14 protein-coding genes and 1 pseudogene are annotated in these 16196 nt (G+C 72.7%); 7 read left to right on the plus strand and 8 right to left on the minus strand.

What is annotated here, in order from left to right; all coding sequences use genetic code 11:
• Positions 1–207: 207 nt before the first annotated feature.
• The gene (locus ABZ172_RS08170; protein WP_356881405.1) at positions 208–1659 is read right to left on the minus strand and encodes a glycoside hydrolase family 76 protein; all 1452 of its coding nucleotides are present in this window, start codon (positions 1657–1659) and stop codon (positions 208–210) included.
• Between the two features lie 212 nt (positions 1660–1871).
• The gene (locus ABZ172_RS08175; RefSeq protein WP_356881547.1) at positions 1872–2684 is read right to left on the minus strand and encodes a pentapeptide repeat-containing protein; all 813 of its coding nucleotides are present in this window, start codon (positions 2682–2684) and stop codon (positions 1872–1874) included.
• 166 nt (positions 2685–2850) lie between these two features.
• Between ABZ172_RS08175 and ABZ172_RS08180 the strand changes: the two genes are divergently transcribed.
• A complete protein-coding gene (locus ABZ172_RS08180; RefSeq protein ID WP_356881407.1) occupies positions 2851–3330 on the plus strand; it encodes a hypothetical protein in 480 nt (159 codons plus the stop codon).
• An 86-nt stretch (positions 3331–3416) separates the two neighbouring features.
• Entirely contained in the window at positions 3417–3644 is a 228-nt protein-coding gene (locus ABZ172_RS08185; protein WP_356881409.1) for a hypothetical protein, read from the plus strand.
• A gap of 151 nt (positions 3645–3795) precedes the next feature.
• Here the strand turns inward: ABZ172_RS08185 and ABZ172_RS08190 are convergent, their stop codons facing one another.
• Positions 3796–4248, minus strand: a complete 453-nt coding sequence (locus tag ABZ172_RS08190; RefSeq protein WP_356881411.1) for an SRPBCC family protein — start codon at positions 4246–4248, stop codon at positions 3796–3798.
• 526 nt (positions 4249–4774) lie between these two features.
• Between ABZ172_RS08190 and rhaI the strand changes: the two genes are divergently transcribed.
• From rhaI to ABZ172_RS08205, 3 genes are all read left to right on the plus strand, one after another.
• Positions 4775–5941, plus strand: a complete 1167-nt coding sequence (gene rhaI / locus ABZ172_RS08195) for an L-rhamnose isomerase (protein WP_356881413.1) — start codon at positions 4775–4777, stop codon at positions 5939–5941.
• Positions 5942–6010: 69 nt separating this feature from the next.
• A complete protein-coding gene (locus tag ABZ172_RS08200; RefSeq protein ID WP_356881415.1) occupies positions 6011–8056 on the plus strand; it encodes a bifunctional aldolase/short-chain dehydrogenase in 2046 nt (681 codons plus the stop codon).
• An 82-nt stretch (positions 8057–8138) separates the two neighbouring features.
• Positions 8139–9620, plus strand: a complete 1482-nt coding sequence (locus ABZ172_RS08205) for a rhamnulokinase family protein (protein ID WP_356881417.1) — start codon at positions 8139–8141, stop codon at positions 9618–9620.
• A gap of 121 nt (positions 9621–9741) precedes the next feature.
• Here the strand turns inward: ABZ172_RS08205 and ABZ172_RS08210 are convergent, their stop codons facing one another.
• Positions 9742–10800, minus strand: a complete 1059-nt coding sequence (locus ABZ172_RS08210; RefSeq protein ID WP_356881419.1) for an enoyl-CoA hydratase/isomerase family protein — start codon at positions 10798–10800, stop codon at positions 9742–9744.
• Positions 10801–10971: 171 nt separating this feature from the next.
• On the opposite strand from ABZ172_RS08210, the pseudogene ABZ172_RS08215 reads away from it, so the two are divergent.
• Positions 10972–11388 (plus strand): annotated as a pseudogene (locus tag ABZ172_RS08215) (PAS domain-containing protein); the annotation flags it as partial.
• Positions 11389–11401: 13 nt separating this feature from the next.
• Here the strand turns inward: ABZ172_RS08215 and ABZ172_RS08220 are convergent.
• Positions 11402–11488 carry a twin-arginine translocation signal domain-containing protein gene (locus ABZ172_RS08220; RefSeq protein ID WP_356881549.1) on the minus strand — a complete coding sequence of 29 codons (87 nt, stop codon included), beginning with the start codon at positions 11486–11488 and terminating at the stop codon, positions 11402–11404.
• Here ABZ172_RS08220 and ABZ172_RS08225 point away from each other — a divergent pair.
• The gene (locus ABZ172_RS08225) at positions 11482–13077 is read left to right on the plus strand and encodes a SpoIIE family protein phosphatase (protein ID WP_356881551.1); all 1596 of its coding nucleotides are present in this window, start codon (positions 11482–11484) and stop codon (positions 13075–13077) included. The two genes, ABZ172_RS08220 and ABZ172_RS08225, sit on opposite strands and share 7 nt — an antisense overlap.
• A 584-nt stretch (positions 13078–13661) precedes the next feature.
• Here the strand turns inward: ABZ172_RS08225 and ABZ172_RS08230 are convergent.
• From ABZ172_RS08230 to ABZ172_RS08240, 3 genes are all read right to left on the minus strand, one after another.
• A complete protein-coding gene (locus tag ABZ172_RS08230) occupies positions 13662–14309 on the minus strand; it encodes an LAETG motif-containing sortase-dependent surface protein (RefSeq protein ID WP_356881421.1) in 648 nt (215 codons plus the stop codon).
• A gap of 202 nt (positions 14310–14511) precedes the next feature.
• On the minus strand, positions 14512–15000 hold the full coding sequence (locus ABZ172_RS08235) for a GNAT family N-acetyltransferase (RefSeq protein ID WP_356881423.1): 489 nt from the start codon (positions 14998–15000) through the stop codon (positions 14512–14514).
• 195 nt (positions 15001–15195) lie between these two features.
• Positions 15196–16113, minus strand: a complete 918-nt coding sequence (locus tag ABZ172_RS08240) for a DUF6397 family protein (protein WP_356881425.1) — start codon at positions 16111–16113, stop codon at positions 15196–15198.
• Positions 16114–16196 lie beyond the last annotated feature (83 nt).

The raw sequence follows: 16196 nt of genomic DNA on the forward strand, positions 1-16196 counted from the left end.
CCGGTCCGGGAGCATGCCGGTCCGGGACGGCCGCCGGCCACGGGGGCCGGGGCCGGTGCCTCCCGCGGGGGGGCGTGCGGAGGATGCCCGGCCTCCGGAACAGCGGGGCAACGGAACCGGCGCGTCCGCGGCCGGCCTCCGGGGCGCCGGGCGGGGCGGCTCCGCGACCGTGGGCGTACCGGTCGGGGAGCCGCCCACGGGGTTCCCCTACTGGCCTGCCGCGTTGAACAGGTCGAGCACACTCTGCTGGCAGCCGTAGTCGCTCACGCCGTTGCCGCCGTTCCAGTGCGGACCGTACTGGTCGAGGGAGTTGCGGTTCCTGGCGTGAGCGGCGTCGGCCCACCGGTCCAGCGTGGCGGCGTAGGGGTGGTCCGCCAGGCGGGCGTCGAGCTTGCCGAGACCGCGGACGTACGCACCCTTGAAGGACGGGCCGTCACCCGTGCAGCTGTCGGACTCCCCCGGTTCGCGCAGTACGCCGTCCGTCTGGAGCCGGGTGGTGGAGGCATCGGCGAGCTGACGGGCCGTGGTCAGCAGACTCTCGTCGCCCGTGGCCCGGTACAACTCCTCGAGCCCGCCGAGCACCACGCCCTGGTTGTACGTCCACGTCGTCTGGCCGTTGTTGGCGCACGCGTCGGTCAGACCGTCGTTGATCATGTGGTCACCGTTGATCATGCCGCTCTGCCGGAACCAGGTCCACTCCTTCCTGGCCCGTTCCAGATAGACGCTGTCACCGGGGATCCGGTTGTGGAGTGCCGCGTTGAGCTGGAGGAAGAGCTCGTTGGTGATCGCGTTCTTGTAGGTCTTCGTCTCGTTCCACAGCACACCGCCGCCGCAGGTGCCGGTCCAGTGGTCGTTCATGTGGTCCGCGTCGACGCGCGCGGTGTCCAGATAGCGCTTGTCGCCCGTCGCGTCGTAGGCGGCGATCCAGGCCAGCCCCCACCAGCCGGTGTCGTCCAGGTAGTCGTTGGTGAAGTCGCCGCCCTGGGCTCCGATGTTCTTGTCGTAGGTCGAGGCGATCGCGTACCGGTAGCTCGGCATCCCGCTGAGACGCGCGTTGTCCAGCACGGCCGTCAGCGCGTTCGCCCCCGTCCACCAGCCGTTGCCGCCGAAGAGGCCGGTGTTCCGGTCGTACGACATCATCAGGGCGGTCGCGGCGGCGGTGCTCCGGCTCCAGGCGTTCCAGTCGGTGCGGGCCCAGCCGGTGCAACTGATCTCCGGGCGGTCGCCGGCCTTGCCACAGGCGCGGAGCGCACCGACTCCGGCGGTGTTCCAGTCGTCGACGTTGTACATCTGGGTCCGCCAACCGCGCGAGCCCGCAGGGGTCTTCGTCGCTCCGAGCCTGCTGCCGGACGCCCACGTCCGTCCGCCGTCGAAGCTCCGGTCCAGCCAGACCTCGTCGCCGGGGTCGCCGGCGTCGACGGAGGCCCAGCCCATGACATCGTTGTCGGAGAGATGGAGCCGGATGGTGCGTCCGTGGACGCCGGCGGTGACGGGGACGCGTTCAGAGGTGGCGGTGGACGGATCACGGGCGTCGCACTGCCGGTTGCAGATCGTCGCGGCCGTTCCGGCCGGGGCGGCCGACGCGGGTGAGGAGGGGAGGATCAGGGTGGGAAGGAGTGACAGCGCGAGTGCTGCCCAGCCTCTTCGGGACACCGTCATGGGTTTCTCCTCGAAGGTGTGGGGGACCCTTCGGCACCGGTCCGCGTCGCGGACGGAACCGCAGATCTCAGGCGACCCGATAATCGCGCTCATGTCAACGCACTGGACGCCGAAAGACGCCTGAAAGAAAGGACGTTGGGCTCGATGGTGGATGCGGCCGGAGGACCGGCACCGCCACACGGGCCCGGGCGGCGGATCGGCCGGGGGCGGCTTCACCCGGAGCCGGACCGGCTCGGCTCCCAGTGCGGCGGCCGGGTCAGGAAGTCCGGCAGCCTGGTGGCGGCGTTGCCCCTGGCCGCGTTCAGTTGGGCCTGGGTGAGGAAGAGCGCGCCGGTGAGATCGGCGTCGGACAGGTCGGCGTCGCGGAAGTCCGCGCCTATGAGTTCCGCCCGGCGCAGATCGGCCCCGCGCAGATCGGCGGCGATGAGGTACGCCCCCCGGAGTTCGGCCCCGCGCAGATCGGCTCCCCTGAGCCGGGCCCCGATGAGGTCGGCTCCCCGTCGGCTGCGCCTGTCGCGCCGGGGGATCGCGGCGCGTTCGCGCGCACCGGCACGCAGCAGCAGCGCGGCGACCTCGTCCCGGTGTGCGGACACGTCCAGATCCGCGAGGTCGCCGGCGGGCAGAGCCGTGAGGTGTTCGGTGACGGCGAGGGCCTCACGGAGTTCGGCGTACAGGGGCTCGGCGGCCGGCAGGGTGAGCGCTTCGGTCAGGTACCAAAGGAGTTCGTGCAGCTGACGCATCACGGGGAAGACCTGGAACATCTGCCCGGCGGTGTCCCGGGCGGACCGCCAGTCCCGGCCGCCGTAGGTCTCCTGGGAGACCTTCTGGCCCGCCCCGAAGCAGTCGTACACGGTGCAGCCGGAGAATCCCTCGGGACGCAGCCGGGCGTGGATGCCGCAGCGGAAGTCGTCGGCGAGGTGGGGGCAGGGGGTGCCCGCGTCCTTGTCGATCGCGAAGTCCGAAGAAGCCGTCAGGGTCAGTGCGACGCAGCAGAGACCGAAGCAGTTCGCGCAGTCGGCACGCAGTGCGGCGCGCCCGGCGGCGGTCGGTCCTGGTCGGGCACGTGTCCGGTCCTCCGATGTGCGGTGTCGGGACAGCTTATGGGTGCGGAGGCACCCCGCGCGGCGGCGTGTGTCGGTGGGCGGGCGCACACTTGACCGCGGAGCGCGGCACCGGTGAAGGGGGCAGGACGTGAGCGCGTCGCAGGAGAGCGGATTCGAGCCCGCGACCGGGGACGGCCCCGCCGTCCCGGAGCGCGCCGAGGTGCGTGCCGCGGAGGTGCGGACCGCCTTCGAGGGGATGCTTCAGATCAGGCGGCTGACCGGCGGGGACCGGGTGGACCCCGAGGCGGTCCCGGCCGCGTGGGAGCTGAACCGGCCGCTCCGGGCGGTGGCCCTGGCGCTGGAGGCGGCGGGGATACCCGCTTCGGCGGTCGGGGCGTCCGGGGAGCGCAGCGCCTCGGGATACCGCGTGTGCGACGGCGAAACGCCGGGCTCCGTGCGCGTCGAGTGGGCGGGACCGCGGGGCAGCGGAGCCGCTCACGACGAGGAGGAGGCGCTGGCCCGCTGCCTCACCGTGCTGCGGCGGCTGGGCTGGACGGCACTGTCGTACCGGGGACCGCGCCGGCGGCGCTTCCTGGAGGTCGAGGCGCCGCCCGGGGTCCGCCCCTGAGGCGCTCTCCGTGACGGACCCGGCGGCGTTGTCGGTGCCGTGGGGGATGCTTGACGGTCCGACACCTCTGACCGGGAGATGCTGAGATGCACCAAGCCGAAATCGCCGCGGCTCAGGCGTACGTCCGTTTGCTGGCGGCCGCTCGCGCCGCGCTCGCCGACCCGGCCGATCCCCCGCACCACATGCCGCTGCTCACCTCGCCGATGGAGGAGGCGGACGACGCCCTGCGGGGTGCCGGCCTCGCGGGCAACGAGGCACGGCTCTTCCGTCTCGTGCGGGAGCTCCGGCCGAGTCTGTCCGGTTCTGATCGCTGACGCGCCTCCACACCGGCCGTCCCGGGCACGCGGTCCCCGGTCGCGGACCGCTGCCCGGCCGGCGCCCGCCGGAGGCACTCGGCGTCGGGGGCGGGCAGGGCAAGGACGCGGCGGACGTCCTCGTGGCGCGCCCGCCGCGGCCGTCCGCCGGTCACCCGCCGCCGTGGAGCAGCGAGCCCGGGGTGGTGAGGAGCTCCCCGGTCTCCAGCCAGGTCTTGAGGCCGGAGAGGATCATCGGCCATCCGCCGTACAGCTCGGGGTCGGCGCCGTCGCGGAGTTCGCCGTGGGTGACGGTCAGCCGGCAGGAGTCCCGGACGGGCTCGATCTCCCAGGTGATGCGGGTCGGTCCTTCGTCCCTGACTTCGTCGCTCCAGAGCGCCACCATGCTCTGCACGAGCCTGCGGGGCGGATCGACCTCCAGGTTCTGCCCCTCTCCCAGCGGGCCCGGGGCACCGGGGGCGGACATCTCGAAGCCTGAGCCGGGGGTCCAGTCCGAGAGGACGCGGGCGCCGAAGTTGTACGTGCTCCTGATCTCCGGATCGGTGATCGCCTCCCAGAGGCGCTCGGGAGTGGTGCGGACGTAGATCTCGAAAACCTTCTCCATGGGGTCCTCCGGTCGGGTCCTGAGGTCGCCGGGCCCGGCGGCCCGGGGCTCGTGCACCGTCCACCCGCCAGTCACCGACGAGAGCCGTTCGACACCGGTGCAGGGCGTGGAGCCCCGCCCTCCCCCGCCTCCGCGGTGCGTCCGGCCGTGCCGCCTCCGGCGGACCGGGCCGCCGGGTGACCGCCAAGCGCGCGCTGTCGCGAGCCGGGGACTCCGGCGCCCCCAGTGTCCGCCCGCCGTCGAGGGACAGCACGTCGAGCGGACCGCACCGCGTCGGGAGGATCGGGGCGGGGCTGCGGGGGCCTGGAGGACCGCGTCGGCCGATCCGGAGCACACGGCCCGTCGTCACCCTGCGACGCGGACACCGGCGGATGGCGGGACCGGTCGGTGAATTGATTCAAACCCCGAAGAAACCGGACCAGCTCCTTGACGAGCAGCAGTGCCGAAATCTAGCGTACGTTCCGGATGAAACGATTCACATCCCGATCCCGAGCGGTCGCCGGATGACTCTGCTTACGAGGTGTTCATGTCTGATGTGTCGGCCGTCAAGGCAGCTCTGAAGTCTCAGGTCATCGAGACGCCCTCCTGGGGCTACGGCAACTCGGGGACCCGTTTCAAGGTCTTCGCCCAGTCCGGTGTCCCGCGGGACCCGTTCGAGAAGCTGGCGGACGCGGCGCAGGTGCACGCGTACACCGGGGTCGCTCCCAAGGTCTCCCTGCACATCCCGTGGGACAGGGTGGCGGACTACGCGGCGCTGACCCGGCACGCCGAGGAGCTCGGGCTGCGGATCGGCGCGATCAACTCCAACGTCTTCCAGGACGACGACTTCAAGCTGGGCTCGGTCACCCACCCGGATCCGAAGGTCCGCCGCAAGGCGACGGATCATCTGCTGGAGTGCGTCGACATCATGGACTCCACCGGGTCCCCCGATCTCAAGCTGTGGTTCTCGGACGGCACCAACTACCCGGGGCAGGACGACATCACGGGCCGTCAGGACCGGCTCGCGGAGGCCCTGGCCGAGGTCTACGAGCGGCTCGGGGACGACCAGCGCATGCTGCTCGAGTACAAGCTCTTCGAGCCGGCCTTCTACACCACCGACGTCCCGGACTGGGGCACCTCGTACGCCCACTGCCTGAAGCTGGGGCCCAGGGCCCAGGTCGTCGTCGACACCGGCCACCACGCGCCGGGCACCAACATCGAGTTCATCGTCGCCTTCCTCCTGCGCGAGGGGAAGCTCGGCGCGTTCGACTTCAACTCCCGTTTCTACGCGGACGACGATCTGATGGCAGGAGCGGCCGACCCCTTCCAGCTGTTCCGGATCATGCACGAGGTGGTGAAGAACGGCGGCCTGAGGCCCGAGACCGACGTCAACTTCATGCTCGACCAGTGCCACAACATCGAGGCCAAGATCCCGGCGGTGATCCGCTCGGTCACCAACGTGCAGGAGGCGACCGCGAAGGCGCTGCTGATCGACGCCGAGGCACTGGCCGAGGCGCAGCGCTCCGGTGACGTCCTCGCCTCCAACGGGGTGCTGATGGACGCGTTCAACACGGACGTACGGCCGCTGCTGGCCGAGGTCCGGGAGGAACTGGGCCTGGCCCGCGATCCGTTCGCCGCCTATCTCGCCTCCGGCAACCAGGAGCGCATCGCCGCCGACCGCGTCGGCGGGGAGCAGGCGGGCTGGGGGGCCTGAGCGCCGCTCCCCCGCCTCTCCCCGCCCGGCCCGGCCCCGCACCCGCCCCTCCCCGCGAAGGAAACCCTCATGACGTCCGCGACGCACCCGGAAGTGGCCGCGCTCCTGGAGCGCGCCCGTCGGATCGGCTCCGACCCGCGCAACACGAACTACGCCGGCGGCAACGCCTCGGCCAAGGCCACCGAGGCCGACCCGGTCACCGGCGGAGAGGCCGAACTCCTCTGGGTCAAGGGATCGGGCGGCGATCTCGGCACCTTGACGGAGGCCGGTCTCGCCGTGCTCAGGCTGGAACGGGTGAGGGCGCTCAAGGACGTCTATCCGGGGGTGGAGCGCGAGGACGAGATGGTCTCCGCGTTCGACTACTGCCTGCACGGCAAGGGGGGCGCCGCGCCCTCGATCGACACCGCGATGCACGCCCTGGTCGAGGCCGCGCACGTCGACCATCTGCACCCGGACTCGGGAATCGCGCTGGCATGTGCGGCGGACGGCGAGAAGCTGACCGCCGACTGTTTCGGCGACAGGGTCGCCTGGGTCGGCTGGCGCCGGCCCGGATTCCAGCTGGGACTCGACATCGCGGCCGTCAAGGAGGCCCGTCCGCAGGCGGTCGGGGTGGTTCTGGGCGGCCACGGCATCACCGCCTGGGGCGACACGTCCGAGGAGTGCGAGCGCAACGCGCTCTGGATGATCCGTACCGCGGAGACGTTCCTGCGCGAGCACGGCAGGGCCGAGCCCTTCGGCGCCGTCCTGCCGGGCCGGGAGGCGCTGGACGCGGAGGCGCGCCGGGAGCGGGCCGCCGCGCTGGCTCCGGTCATCCGCGGGCTGGCGTCCACGGACCGCCCCCAGGTGGGGCACTTCACCGACGCGGCGCCCGTGCTGGACTTCCTCTCGCGCGCCGAGCACCCCCGTCTCGCGGCGCTCGGGACGTCCTGTCCCGACCACTTCCTCCGGACGAAGGTCAGCCCCCTGGTCCTCGACCTGCCGGCGGACGCACCACTGGACGAGGCGGTGGCCCGGCTCGGGGCGCTGCACGAGGAGTACCGGGAGGCGTACCGCTCGTACTACCGGCGTCACGCCGTGCCGGACTCGCCCGCGATGCGCGGGGCGGATCCGGCGATCGTGCTGGTGCCCGGCGTCGGCATGTTCTCGTTCGGCAAGGACAAGCAGACCGCGCGCGTCGCCGGGGAGTTCTACCTCAACGCGATCAACGTGATGCGCGGGGCCGAGGCCGTGTCCGCCTACGCGCCGATCGAGGAGTCCGAGAAGTTCCGCATCGAGTACTGGGAGCTGGAGGAGGCCAAGCTGCGGCGGATGCCGCGGCCGAAGGCGCTGGCCACACGGGTCGCGTTCGTCACCGGCGCCGGGTCGGGCATCGGGAAGGCCATCGCGCACCGCCTCGTCGCGGAAGGCGCGTGTGTGGTCGTCGCGGACCTGAACGCCGAGAACGCGGCCGCGGTCGCGGAGGAGCTCGGGGGTCCGGACCGGGCCGTCGCGGTGACGGTCGACGTCACCTCCGAGGAGCAGATCGTGGAGGCGTTCAAGGCCGCGGCGCTCGCCTTCGGTGGCGTGGACCTGGTCGTGAACAACGCCGGGATCTCCATCTCCAAGCCGCTGCTGGAGACTTCGGCCCGGGACTGGGACCTCCAGCACGACATCATGGCGCGCGGGTCGTTCCTGGTCTCGCGCGAGGCGGCCCGGACGATGCGCGCGCAGGGCCTCGGCGGCGACATCGTCTACATCGCCTCCAAGAACTCCGTGTTCGCGGGTCCGAACAACATCGCCTACTCGGCGACCAAGGCCGACCAGGCGCATCAGGTGCGCCTGCTGGCGGCCGAGCTGGGCGAGCACGGGATCCGGGTCAACGGGGTCAATCCGGACGGGGTGGTGCGCGGTTCCGGCATCTTCGCCGCGGGCTGGGGCGCCCAGCGTGCGGCGACCTACGGCATCGAGGAGGAGAAGCTCGGCGAGTTCTACGCGCAGCGCACGATACTCAAGCGCGAGGTGCTGCCGGAGCACGTGGCCAACGCGGTCTTCGCCCTGACGGGCGGGGACCTCACGCACACCACCGGTCTGCACATCCCCGTCGACGCCGGTGTGGCGGCGGCGTTCCTGCGCTGACCGAGTGCCGCCCCGCCGCGCCCCGGACGCCGTTCCACGGACGGCCGGGGCGCGGGTTCGCCCGGATGGGATGAGAGGGTCCATGCCTGCGACTTCACGACACGACGCGGTGTTCGCCGCGGTGGACCTGGGCGCCACCAGCGGACGGGTGATCACCGGCCGGGTCGGCCCCGACCAGCTGGTGCTGACCGAGGTGCACCGCTTCGCCAACACGCCGGTCCGGCTGCCCGACGGGCTCCGCTGGGACGTGCTCGCCCTGTATCAGGGGATGCTGGAGGGGCTGCGCGCGGCCTCGCGGGGCGGGCCCGTGGCCTCGGTGGGCATCGACACCTGGGCCGTGGACCACGGGCTGCTGGACGCCGACGGGTCGCTCCTGGGGCTTCCGTTCCACTACCGCGACGAGCGGAACGCCGCAGCGGCCGAACGGGTCCTGAGCCGGTGCGGCGCCCGGGAGCTGTACGCCGTCGGCGGTTTGCAGCACCTGCCGTTCAACACGGTCTTCCAGATCGAGGCCCACCGTGCCACCGCGCAGTGGCCGGCGGCCCGGACGCTGCTGCTGATGCCCGATCTGCTGGTGTACTGGCTGACGGGGTCGGTGGGGGCGGAGGTCACCAACGCCTCGACAACGGGGCTGCTCGACGCGCGGACCGGCGACTGGTCCGAGGCGCTCATGGCGCGGCTGGGGCTGGAGCGTTCGCTGTTCCCCGCCCTGCGCGAACCGGGCGCGCGAGCGGGCACCCTGCTGCCGCACGTCGCCGCGTACACCGGCCTCGCGGCGGACACCCCGGTGACGACGGTCGCCTCGCACGACACCGCTTCGGCCGTGGCCGCGGTCCCGGCGGCCGAACCCGGATTCGCGTACGTGTCCTGCGGGACCTGGTCGCTGGCCGGTCTCGAACTGGACGCACCGGTGCTGACGGAGGAGTCGAGGGCCGCGAACTTCACCAACGAGCGCGGGGTGGACGGCACGGTGCGCTATCTCCGCAACATCATGGGGATGTGGCTGCTGGAGGAGTGCCGTCGTACCTGGGAACGCGACGGCACACCGGTCGCGCTGGAGACTCTTCTCGCCGACGCGGCGCGGGTGCGGCCGTTCGCCTCCGTGATCGACCCGGACGATCCGGAGTTCCTCGCGCCGGGCGACATGCCGTCCCGGATCGACGCCGCCCTCGTACGGACCGGGCAGCCGACCCCGGACGGGCCCGGCGGCTATGTGCGGTGCGTGCTGGAGAGCCTGGCGCTGGCGCACCGCAGGACACTGCGCCGGGCCGCCGGGCTGGCGGGGCGTGAGCTGACGCGGATCCACCTGGTCGGCGGCGGCTCCCGCAACGAGCTGCTGTGCCAGTGGACCGCCGACGCGACGGGCCTGCCGGTCACCGCGGGGCCCGCCGAGGCCACCGCGCTCGGGAACGTGCTGCTCCAGGCACGGGCCCACGGGCTGGTGGGCGGGCCGGCGGAGATGCGCGCCCTGGTCGCCCGCACCCAGGAACTGCGGCACTACACCCCGCAGGGGGATCCGGCGGCCTGGGACCGGGCGGCGGCCCGGCTGCCGGCACGCGGATAGCAGGCCGCTCCGGCTCCCCGGGGCGGGCGCCCGGCCGTCGGAGTCCGGCGGCCCCCGGCCCCCGGCCGCCCTGCACCCGGGTATTCCGGGACCGGTGGCAGGACATCCAGGGGGGCGGGGATCAGCTCGTGGACAGGCCCAGTTCCCGGTCCCCGAGCGGCTCGAAATGGCGGGCGACCTCGGCAGCGGTCACCTCACCGAGCGCGGCCGGGCTCCATCGCGGGGTGCGGTCCTTGTCGATGATCCGGGCGCGTACGCCCTCCGTCAGGTCATGTCCGGTGAAGGCCCGGCAGGAGACGCGGAACTCCTGGTCGAGAGCGGCTTCCAGACTGCCGAGCCGGCCGGCGCGGCGCACGGCGGCCAGCGTGACCTTGAGCGCGGTGGGTGACACGGCGAGGAGTTCGGCGGCCGTCTCCTTCGCCGCCGTCAGACCGCTGTCCGACAGCCGGTCGACGATCTCCTCGGCGGACTCGGCGGCGTAGCACTCGTCGATCCACGGGCGCTGAGCGGCCAGTTCCCCTTCGGGAGGGGTGGACGCGTACCGCCGCACGGTCGCCTCCACCTCGGCCGGGGTGGAACTGCGGGCCAGCTCGGCGGTGAGGTCGGCGAGGTGCTGCGAGGGCACGAAGTGGTCGGCCAGCCCGCAGAGGAGGGCGTCGGCGGCCCCGACCGCGCGGCCGGTGAGCGCCAGGTGGGTACCGAGCAGACCGGGCGCCGCGGCCAGCAGGTAGGTGCCTCCCACGTCGGGGACGAAGCCGATCCCGGTCTCGGGCATCGCGACGCGTGAACGCTCGGTGACGACACGTACGCCGCCGTGCGCGGACACGCCCACGCCGCCGCCCATCACGAGGCCGTCCATGAGCGCCACGTACGGCTTGGGGAACCCAGCGATCCGGGCGTTGAGCCGGTACTCGTCGCGCCAGAAGTCCACCGAGGCGCTGCGGCCCGCCCGGGCGTTCTCGTAGATCGAGCGGATGTCGCCCCCCGCGCAGAGACCCCGGTCGCCGGCTCCCGCGACGACCACGGCCGTGACCGCGTCGTCGGCGGCGGCCCGGGCCAGGGCCTCGTCGATGCCGCGCACCATGGTGTGGGTGAGGGCGTTCAGGGCCCTCGGCCGGTTGAGGGTGATGTGCAGGAGGTGTCCCTCGGTGTGCAGCAGGACGGGCTCGTCATCGTTCATGTGTGCGCTCCGGTCAGCCGTGGACGGTCTCTCGGGCCCATTCTGCGACGGGTGTCACGGGCCACCGGCGGCGGGTCTCCCGCTGTGGCACTCCCGGAGCGCGGGCTCGACAATTGGGGTCCACGGACCGCGACGGCCCGGCCGCCCCGCCGGACGACCTCCGGAGCACGCATGACCGAGCCTTCACGGCGCGCAGACGGCGACGGAACGTCGCGGCTCCCTCGCGAACGGCGACGCGCCGACGCCGCCGGGAGCGCGGAGCGCTTCGCCCTGAACAGGACCGGCAGCTTCGAGTGGGATCTGGACGCCCGGACCATGGAGATCGACGACGCCGGTCTGCTGGTCCTCGGCCTGGATCCGGCGCGCTTCGCGCACTCGCCCACGGCCCTGATCGACCGCCTGGACGCGACGGACCGCGCGCGTCTGGAGTCCACCATCGACGAGGCGGTCTCCGGGGGGAGCAGCTCCTACAGCGTGCACTTCCAGGTGCCGCTGGAGGACGGGGCCCGCCAGTGGACGCACGTCCAGGCGCAGATCCTGCGCTCGGAGGACGGCCGGGCGCACCGGGTCGTGGGGGTGGTGCGGGACGCGACCGCCGAGGTCACCCATTCGGCCTTCGTCCTGGACCTGGAAAAGCGGCGCAGGCGCCAGACGAGCATCGTCGAACGAACCACCGCCGCGATGTCACGCGCGGTCACGGTCGACGACGTCACGGCGGCCCTCACGGGTCCGGGCGGCCTGGTCGGCATCGGGGCCGACGGGCTCGCGTTGGGCCTGGTCGAGAACTCCATGCTCAGGATCATCGCGCTGAGCGGTGACTCGGTGGAGGTCCTGGAGGGGCTGGGGTCGGGTCGGCTGGACGCGACGCTCCCCCTCGGGGACACGGTGCTCAGCGGGCGGCCCCGGTTCATCACCTCGCTCGGGGCGCTCGTGCGGCGCTATCCGGTGCTCGAACCACACATCGGGGACCTGAGGTTCCGCGCAGTGGCGTACCTTCCGCTGGTCGCCCAGGCCCGCTCGCTGGGCGGGCTCGCGCTGTTCTACCGCGAGCGCACCGCCTTCAGCGCGGACGAGCGGATCCTGTGCCTGGGACTGGCCGCGATCGTGGCGCAGTCGCTCCAGCGGGCGATCCTCTTCGACGAGGAGCGCGAATTCGCCACCGGTCTCCAGTCGGCCATGCTCCCGCGGCGGATCCAGGCGATCGAGGGCGGGGAGATCGCGGTCCGGTACCACGCCGCGTGGAGCGGGCGCGAGGTGGGCGGCGACTGGTACGACGTGATCACCCTGCCCCGGGGCCGCATCGGCGTCGCGGTGGGCGACGTGCAGGGACACGACACCCACGCCGCGGCCATCATGGGCCAGCTGCGGATCGCCCTGCGCGCGTACGCCGCCGAGGGGCACCCTCCGGCCACGGTCCTGGCGCGCGCGTCCCGCTTCCTCGCGGAGCTGGACACCGACCGGTTCGCGACCTCGACGTACGCGCAGGTGGACCTGGCCACGGGTGCGGTGCGGGTGGCGCGCGCCGGACACTTCGGACCGCTGGTCCGGCACACCGACGGCCGCGTCGGCGTGCCCCAGGTGCGCGGCGGCCTGCCGCTGGGGATCTCGTCCGACTTCCGTGACGAGGAGTACCCGGAGACCCGTCTCGACCTGGTGCCCGGGGAGACCCTCGTGCTGTACACCGACGGGCTCGTCGAGGAACCGGGGGCGGACGTCGACACGGGGATCGCCGCGCTGATCCACGAGGTGGGCGAGGGGCCCGACGGCGCCGAGGCCCTGGCCGACCACCTCTCGGACCGGCTGTGGGAGCGGTGGGGTTCGGGCGACGACGTGGCGCTGCTGGTCCTGCGGCGCAGTCCTGATCTGGGGTCACCACAGGCGCCCCGGCTGCATCAGTACGTCCACCAGGCGGATCCGCAGGGGCTCTCGGAGGCCCGGTCGATCGTGCGTCAGGCGCTGACCGACTGGGACCTGGCCGGCTTGGCCGACGACGCCGAACTGGTCGCCGGTGAGCTGCTGGTGAACGTGCTGCTGCACACGGAGGGCGGGGCGGTGCTGACGCTGGAGGTGCTGCCGGAGCCCGTACGGCGCATCAGGCTGTCGGTCCAGGACCGGTCGAGTGTCTGGCCGCGGCGGCGCACTCCGGGCGAGACGTCGAACTCCGGGCGGGGCCTGCTTCTCCTCGACGCGGTGGCGGAGCGCTGGGGCATCGAACCCCGCGGGGAGGGCAAGGCCGTGTGGTGCGAGATCGGCCCGAGCCGCCGGCCGTGCGGCTGAGGCCGGAGTCGTGCGGGACCCACGGGGTCCGCGGGCTTCACGGGGTCCGCGCGCTTCACGGGATCACGGGCCACATCGGCACAGTGCGGTCCGGGGCCGAGGAGGCACGGGCGAGCGAGCGGTCCCGGCGGAGCCCGTCCGCAGCGCTGCCCACCGGCGAGCAGCGGGGACACGGAGCGCGGGCGGGTGGCGCGGGCAGAAGGCACGGGCATGGCGCGGAAGCTCGGTGCGGGCGAGTGACGCGAACGTTCCGCACGGGCGTGGCGGGGAGGCTTGACACGAGCGAGTGGCGCAGGCGGAAGGCCGGGGCGTAGCGCGGAAGCTCGGTGCGGGCGAGTGGCACGGACACGGAGCGCGGGCGGGCCGCGCGGAGACATGGCACGGCGGGTAGTACGGAGGCTTGGCACGGAGGGTGGCGCAGGCGGTCGGCTGTGGCACCGAGGCCCGGCGCGGAGGCTTGGCACGGTGGGTCGGGTGACCACCGGTGGGACGCCGAAGGGGCGCATCGCACCGGAACCGGTGCGATGCGCCCCCGTCCGGCCGCCGGTGTGGTGTCACCGTCGTGCCGGAGTGGTTCGGACGCGTCAGTGCTGCACGCCGCGGCGCTTGCGGACGGACCACAGGATGCCGCCGCCGGCGAGCAGAACCGCGAGGGCGGCTCCGCCGATGACGGGCGTGGCGGACGACGAACCGGTCTCGGCCAGGTCGGGCGCGCTGCTGCTGGACTCCGCGGGGGCGGGTGCCGCCTCCGTGGCGGTCTCGCTCGGCGTGGCGCTCGGCTCGGGGGTCTCGGAGGCGGGCGGCTCCGTGCTCGGGGCCTCCGAAGGCGCTTCCTCGGTCGGAGGAGTCGACGGGGTCTCGTCGTCCTCGCACACCGGGGCGGTCTTCGTGTCCTCGAAGGAGTACCGGTCGCTGTCTCCCGCCTTCACGACGAGGCGGACCTGCAGCTCCTTGTCGTGCTTCGGGAGCTGGAGCGGGGTGCTCGTGCTGTATTCACGGCCGAACTCGGTCTTGGCCAGGATGTCCTCGCCACCGACGACGGAGACGGTCACCTCGTTGGTGGCCTTGTCCGAGTAGGCCTTCAGGTTGAGCGTGACTTCGGAGCAGGTCACGGCCCAGTTGGGGGTGTGAGCTGCAGCCGGACCGGCGGAGATGACCCCACCGGCCAGGCCGACCACCGCGGCGGCCGCGAATGCTCCCGCGCCACGCCACGATCTCCTGGGTATGGTCATGGATTCTTCCTCCATATGAGTACACCGCTGTATGGCGGTGTGGCGCACAGTACTGCCCCCGGCCCCCCGTGGCGCACCCGCCCCACGTTTCAAACATGCATCAACAGTGCCTCAATCGCCGCGACTTGTGACATCACGGACACTTGAGGATGGCCGGAAGCAGTCGTTCCTGTCGTGCACCGGTGCGGGACGTGGGGGTGCTTCAGAGGGACTTGTGCATGATGTGCAGTCCTACATAGCCGTGTTCGGGATGGTTGAATCCCTCGGGCAGGGTCCCGGTCATCTCGAAGCCGAGGGATCGGTACAGCCGTACGGCGTGCACGTTCGTCTCCACCACGGCGTTGAACTGCATGGCGCGATATCCCGCCTTCCGCGCCCAGTCGAGGGTGTACGCGCACAGGGCGCGACCCACGCCCCTGCCCGAGAACTCCGGGGCGACCATGTAGCTCGCACTGGCGATGTGCGCGCCGTTGCCCATGTGGTTCCTGTTCATCTTGGCCGTGCCCAGCACGGTCCCGGTCTCGTCGACCGCCACGACCGTGCGGCTCGGGGGCTCCAGGAGCCACCAGCTCTGCGCCGTGTCCTGCCCGAGGTCGGTGGGATAGGTGAAGGTCTCCCCCGCTGCGACGATGGTATGGAAGAACGGCCAGATGGCGGGCCAGTCCTTCTCCGTGGCTTCCCTGATCAGCATGGGCGCCAAGATGGCAGGGGCGGCCGGCCTCGTGCAATCGGGTTCCGGGCTCTCCGACCGGGCCCGCACCGCGTTCTCCTGACGGGCCGTCCCGGCCGGGTCCCGAACCGGTGCCGGCCCGGAGCCTCCGGAGCGGCGCCCGGCCCAGGTCCGGCGACGTCCACCCCCATGGCCCGCTCCCGGGGCAGTCCGGCATTACCCTTTCCCTCGCGCCGGCCGCCCGCAGGGGCCGGGGCGCGTGAGGGATCCGGCCCGGGCGGACGGAGAAGGCCGGGGCCGGGACGGCGAGGACCTGGCTCGGAGCGGCCGCCGCATGGGGTCGGGCCAGGGCCGGGGAGCGGGCCGGAGCGCGCGTGCCCGCCCCAGCTCCCGCTCCAGGTTCATCCGGCGCCAGAGGATCTCGTCCGGGTCGTCCGCCCGGACCAGCCGGGCCATCGCCTCTCTGCCTGCCACGGAACCCGGATGCCCGAAGGTGTGGGAGGGCGTCATCCGGACGAGGTGGGCCCGCTCGTGGGGATCATCCACCACCTCGGCGAGCTGGACCGGCCCCAGAGCGGACGACTGCAGGGCGGCCCGCACCCAGGGGTCCTCCGTGCGGTTCAGTAAGCGGTCGACCCTGCGTGCACGCCAGTTGCGCGCACGCCGGTCGGTGCCGGCCTCCAGCAGGGCTCGCATCCCCACCGGACTTCTCCCCGCGAGGAGGTGCGGTTCTCGCGCGGCGAACGCGAGGAGGTCGTCCACCAGGTAGAGCCAGACCACCGCACGACAGCGGTTCAGACAGAACGCGACCGGCGTGAAGCAGCCGACGCGCGCCAGGCCGGTGAAGCGCGGGACGCCGATCCCGAGGAGCGCCGCGCCCTCGGCCGTGCCCGCTGTGCGGACCCGGTCCCGCAGGGTCGCCGGAAAGGACGGCCGCGCGCGCAGCCGGTCGATCTCCTCCCGCCGAAAACGGGTCCTCCGTCCGTCCACCGCGGGCTCCGCGCCGATCAGCCCCAGGTGGACGGCCAACTCGAACTCGCTCCTTCGCAGAGCGAGTTCCTCCGCAGCGCGTCCTGCGGACATGAGCGCCTGCGCCCCCGCGGCGCGCGCTCGGGTGTCTTCCGCGACCGTCATGCTCTTCCTCCCCCGCCGGAACGAACTCTCTGTGAGCTCGAACACTCCGTGTGACCACGGTAGCTCCGGGAGGGGTGACGCGG

This window comes from Streptomyces sp. NPDC006296, assembly GCF_040613235.1.
GTDB lineage: Bacteria > Actinomycetota > Actinomycetes > Streptomycetales > Streptomycetaceae > Streptomyces.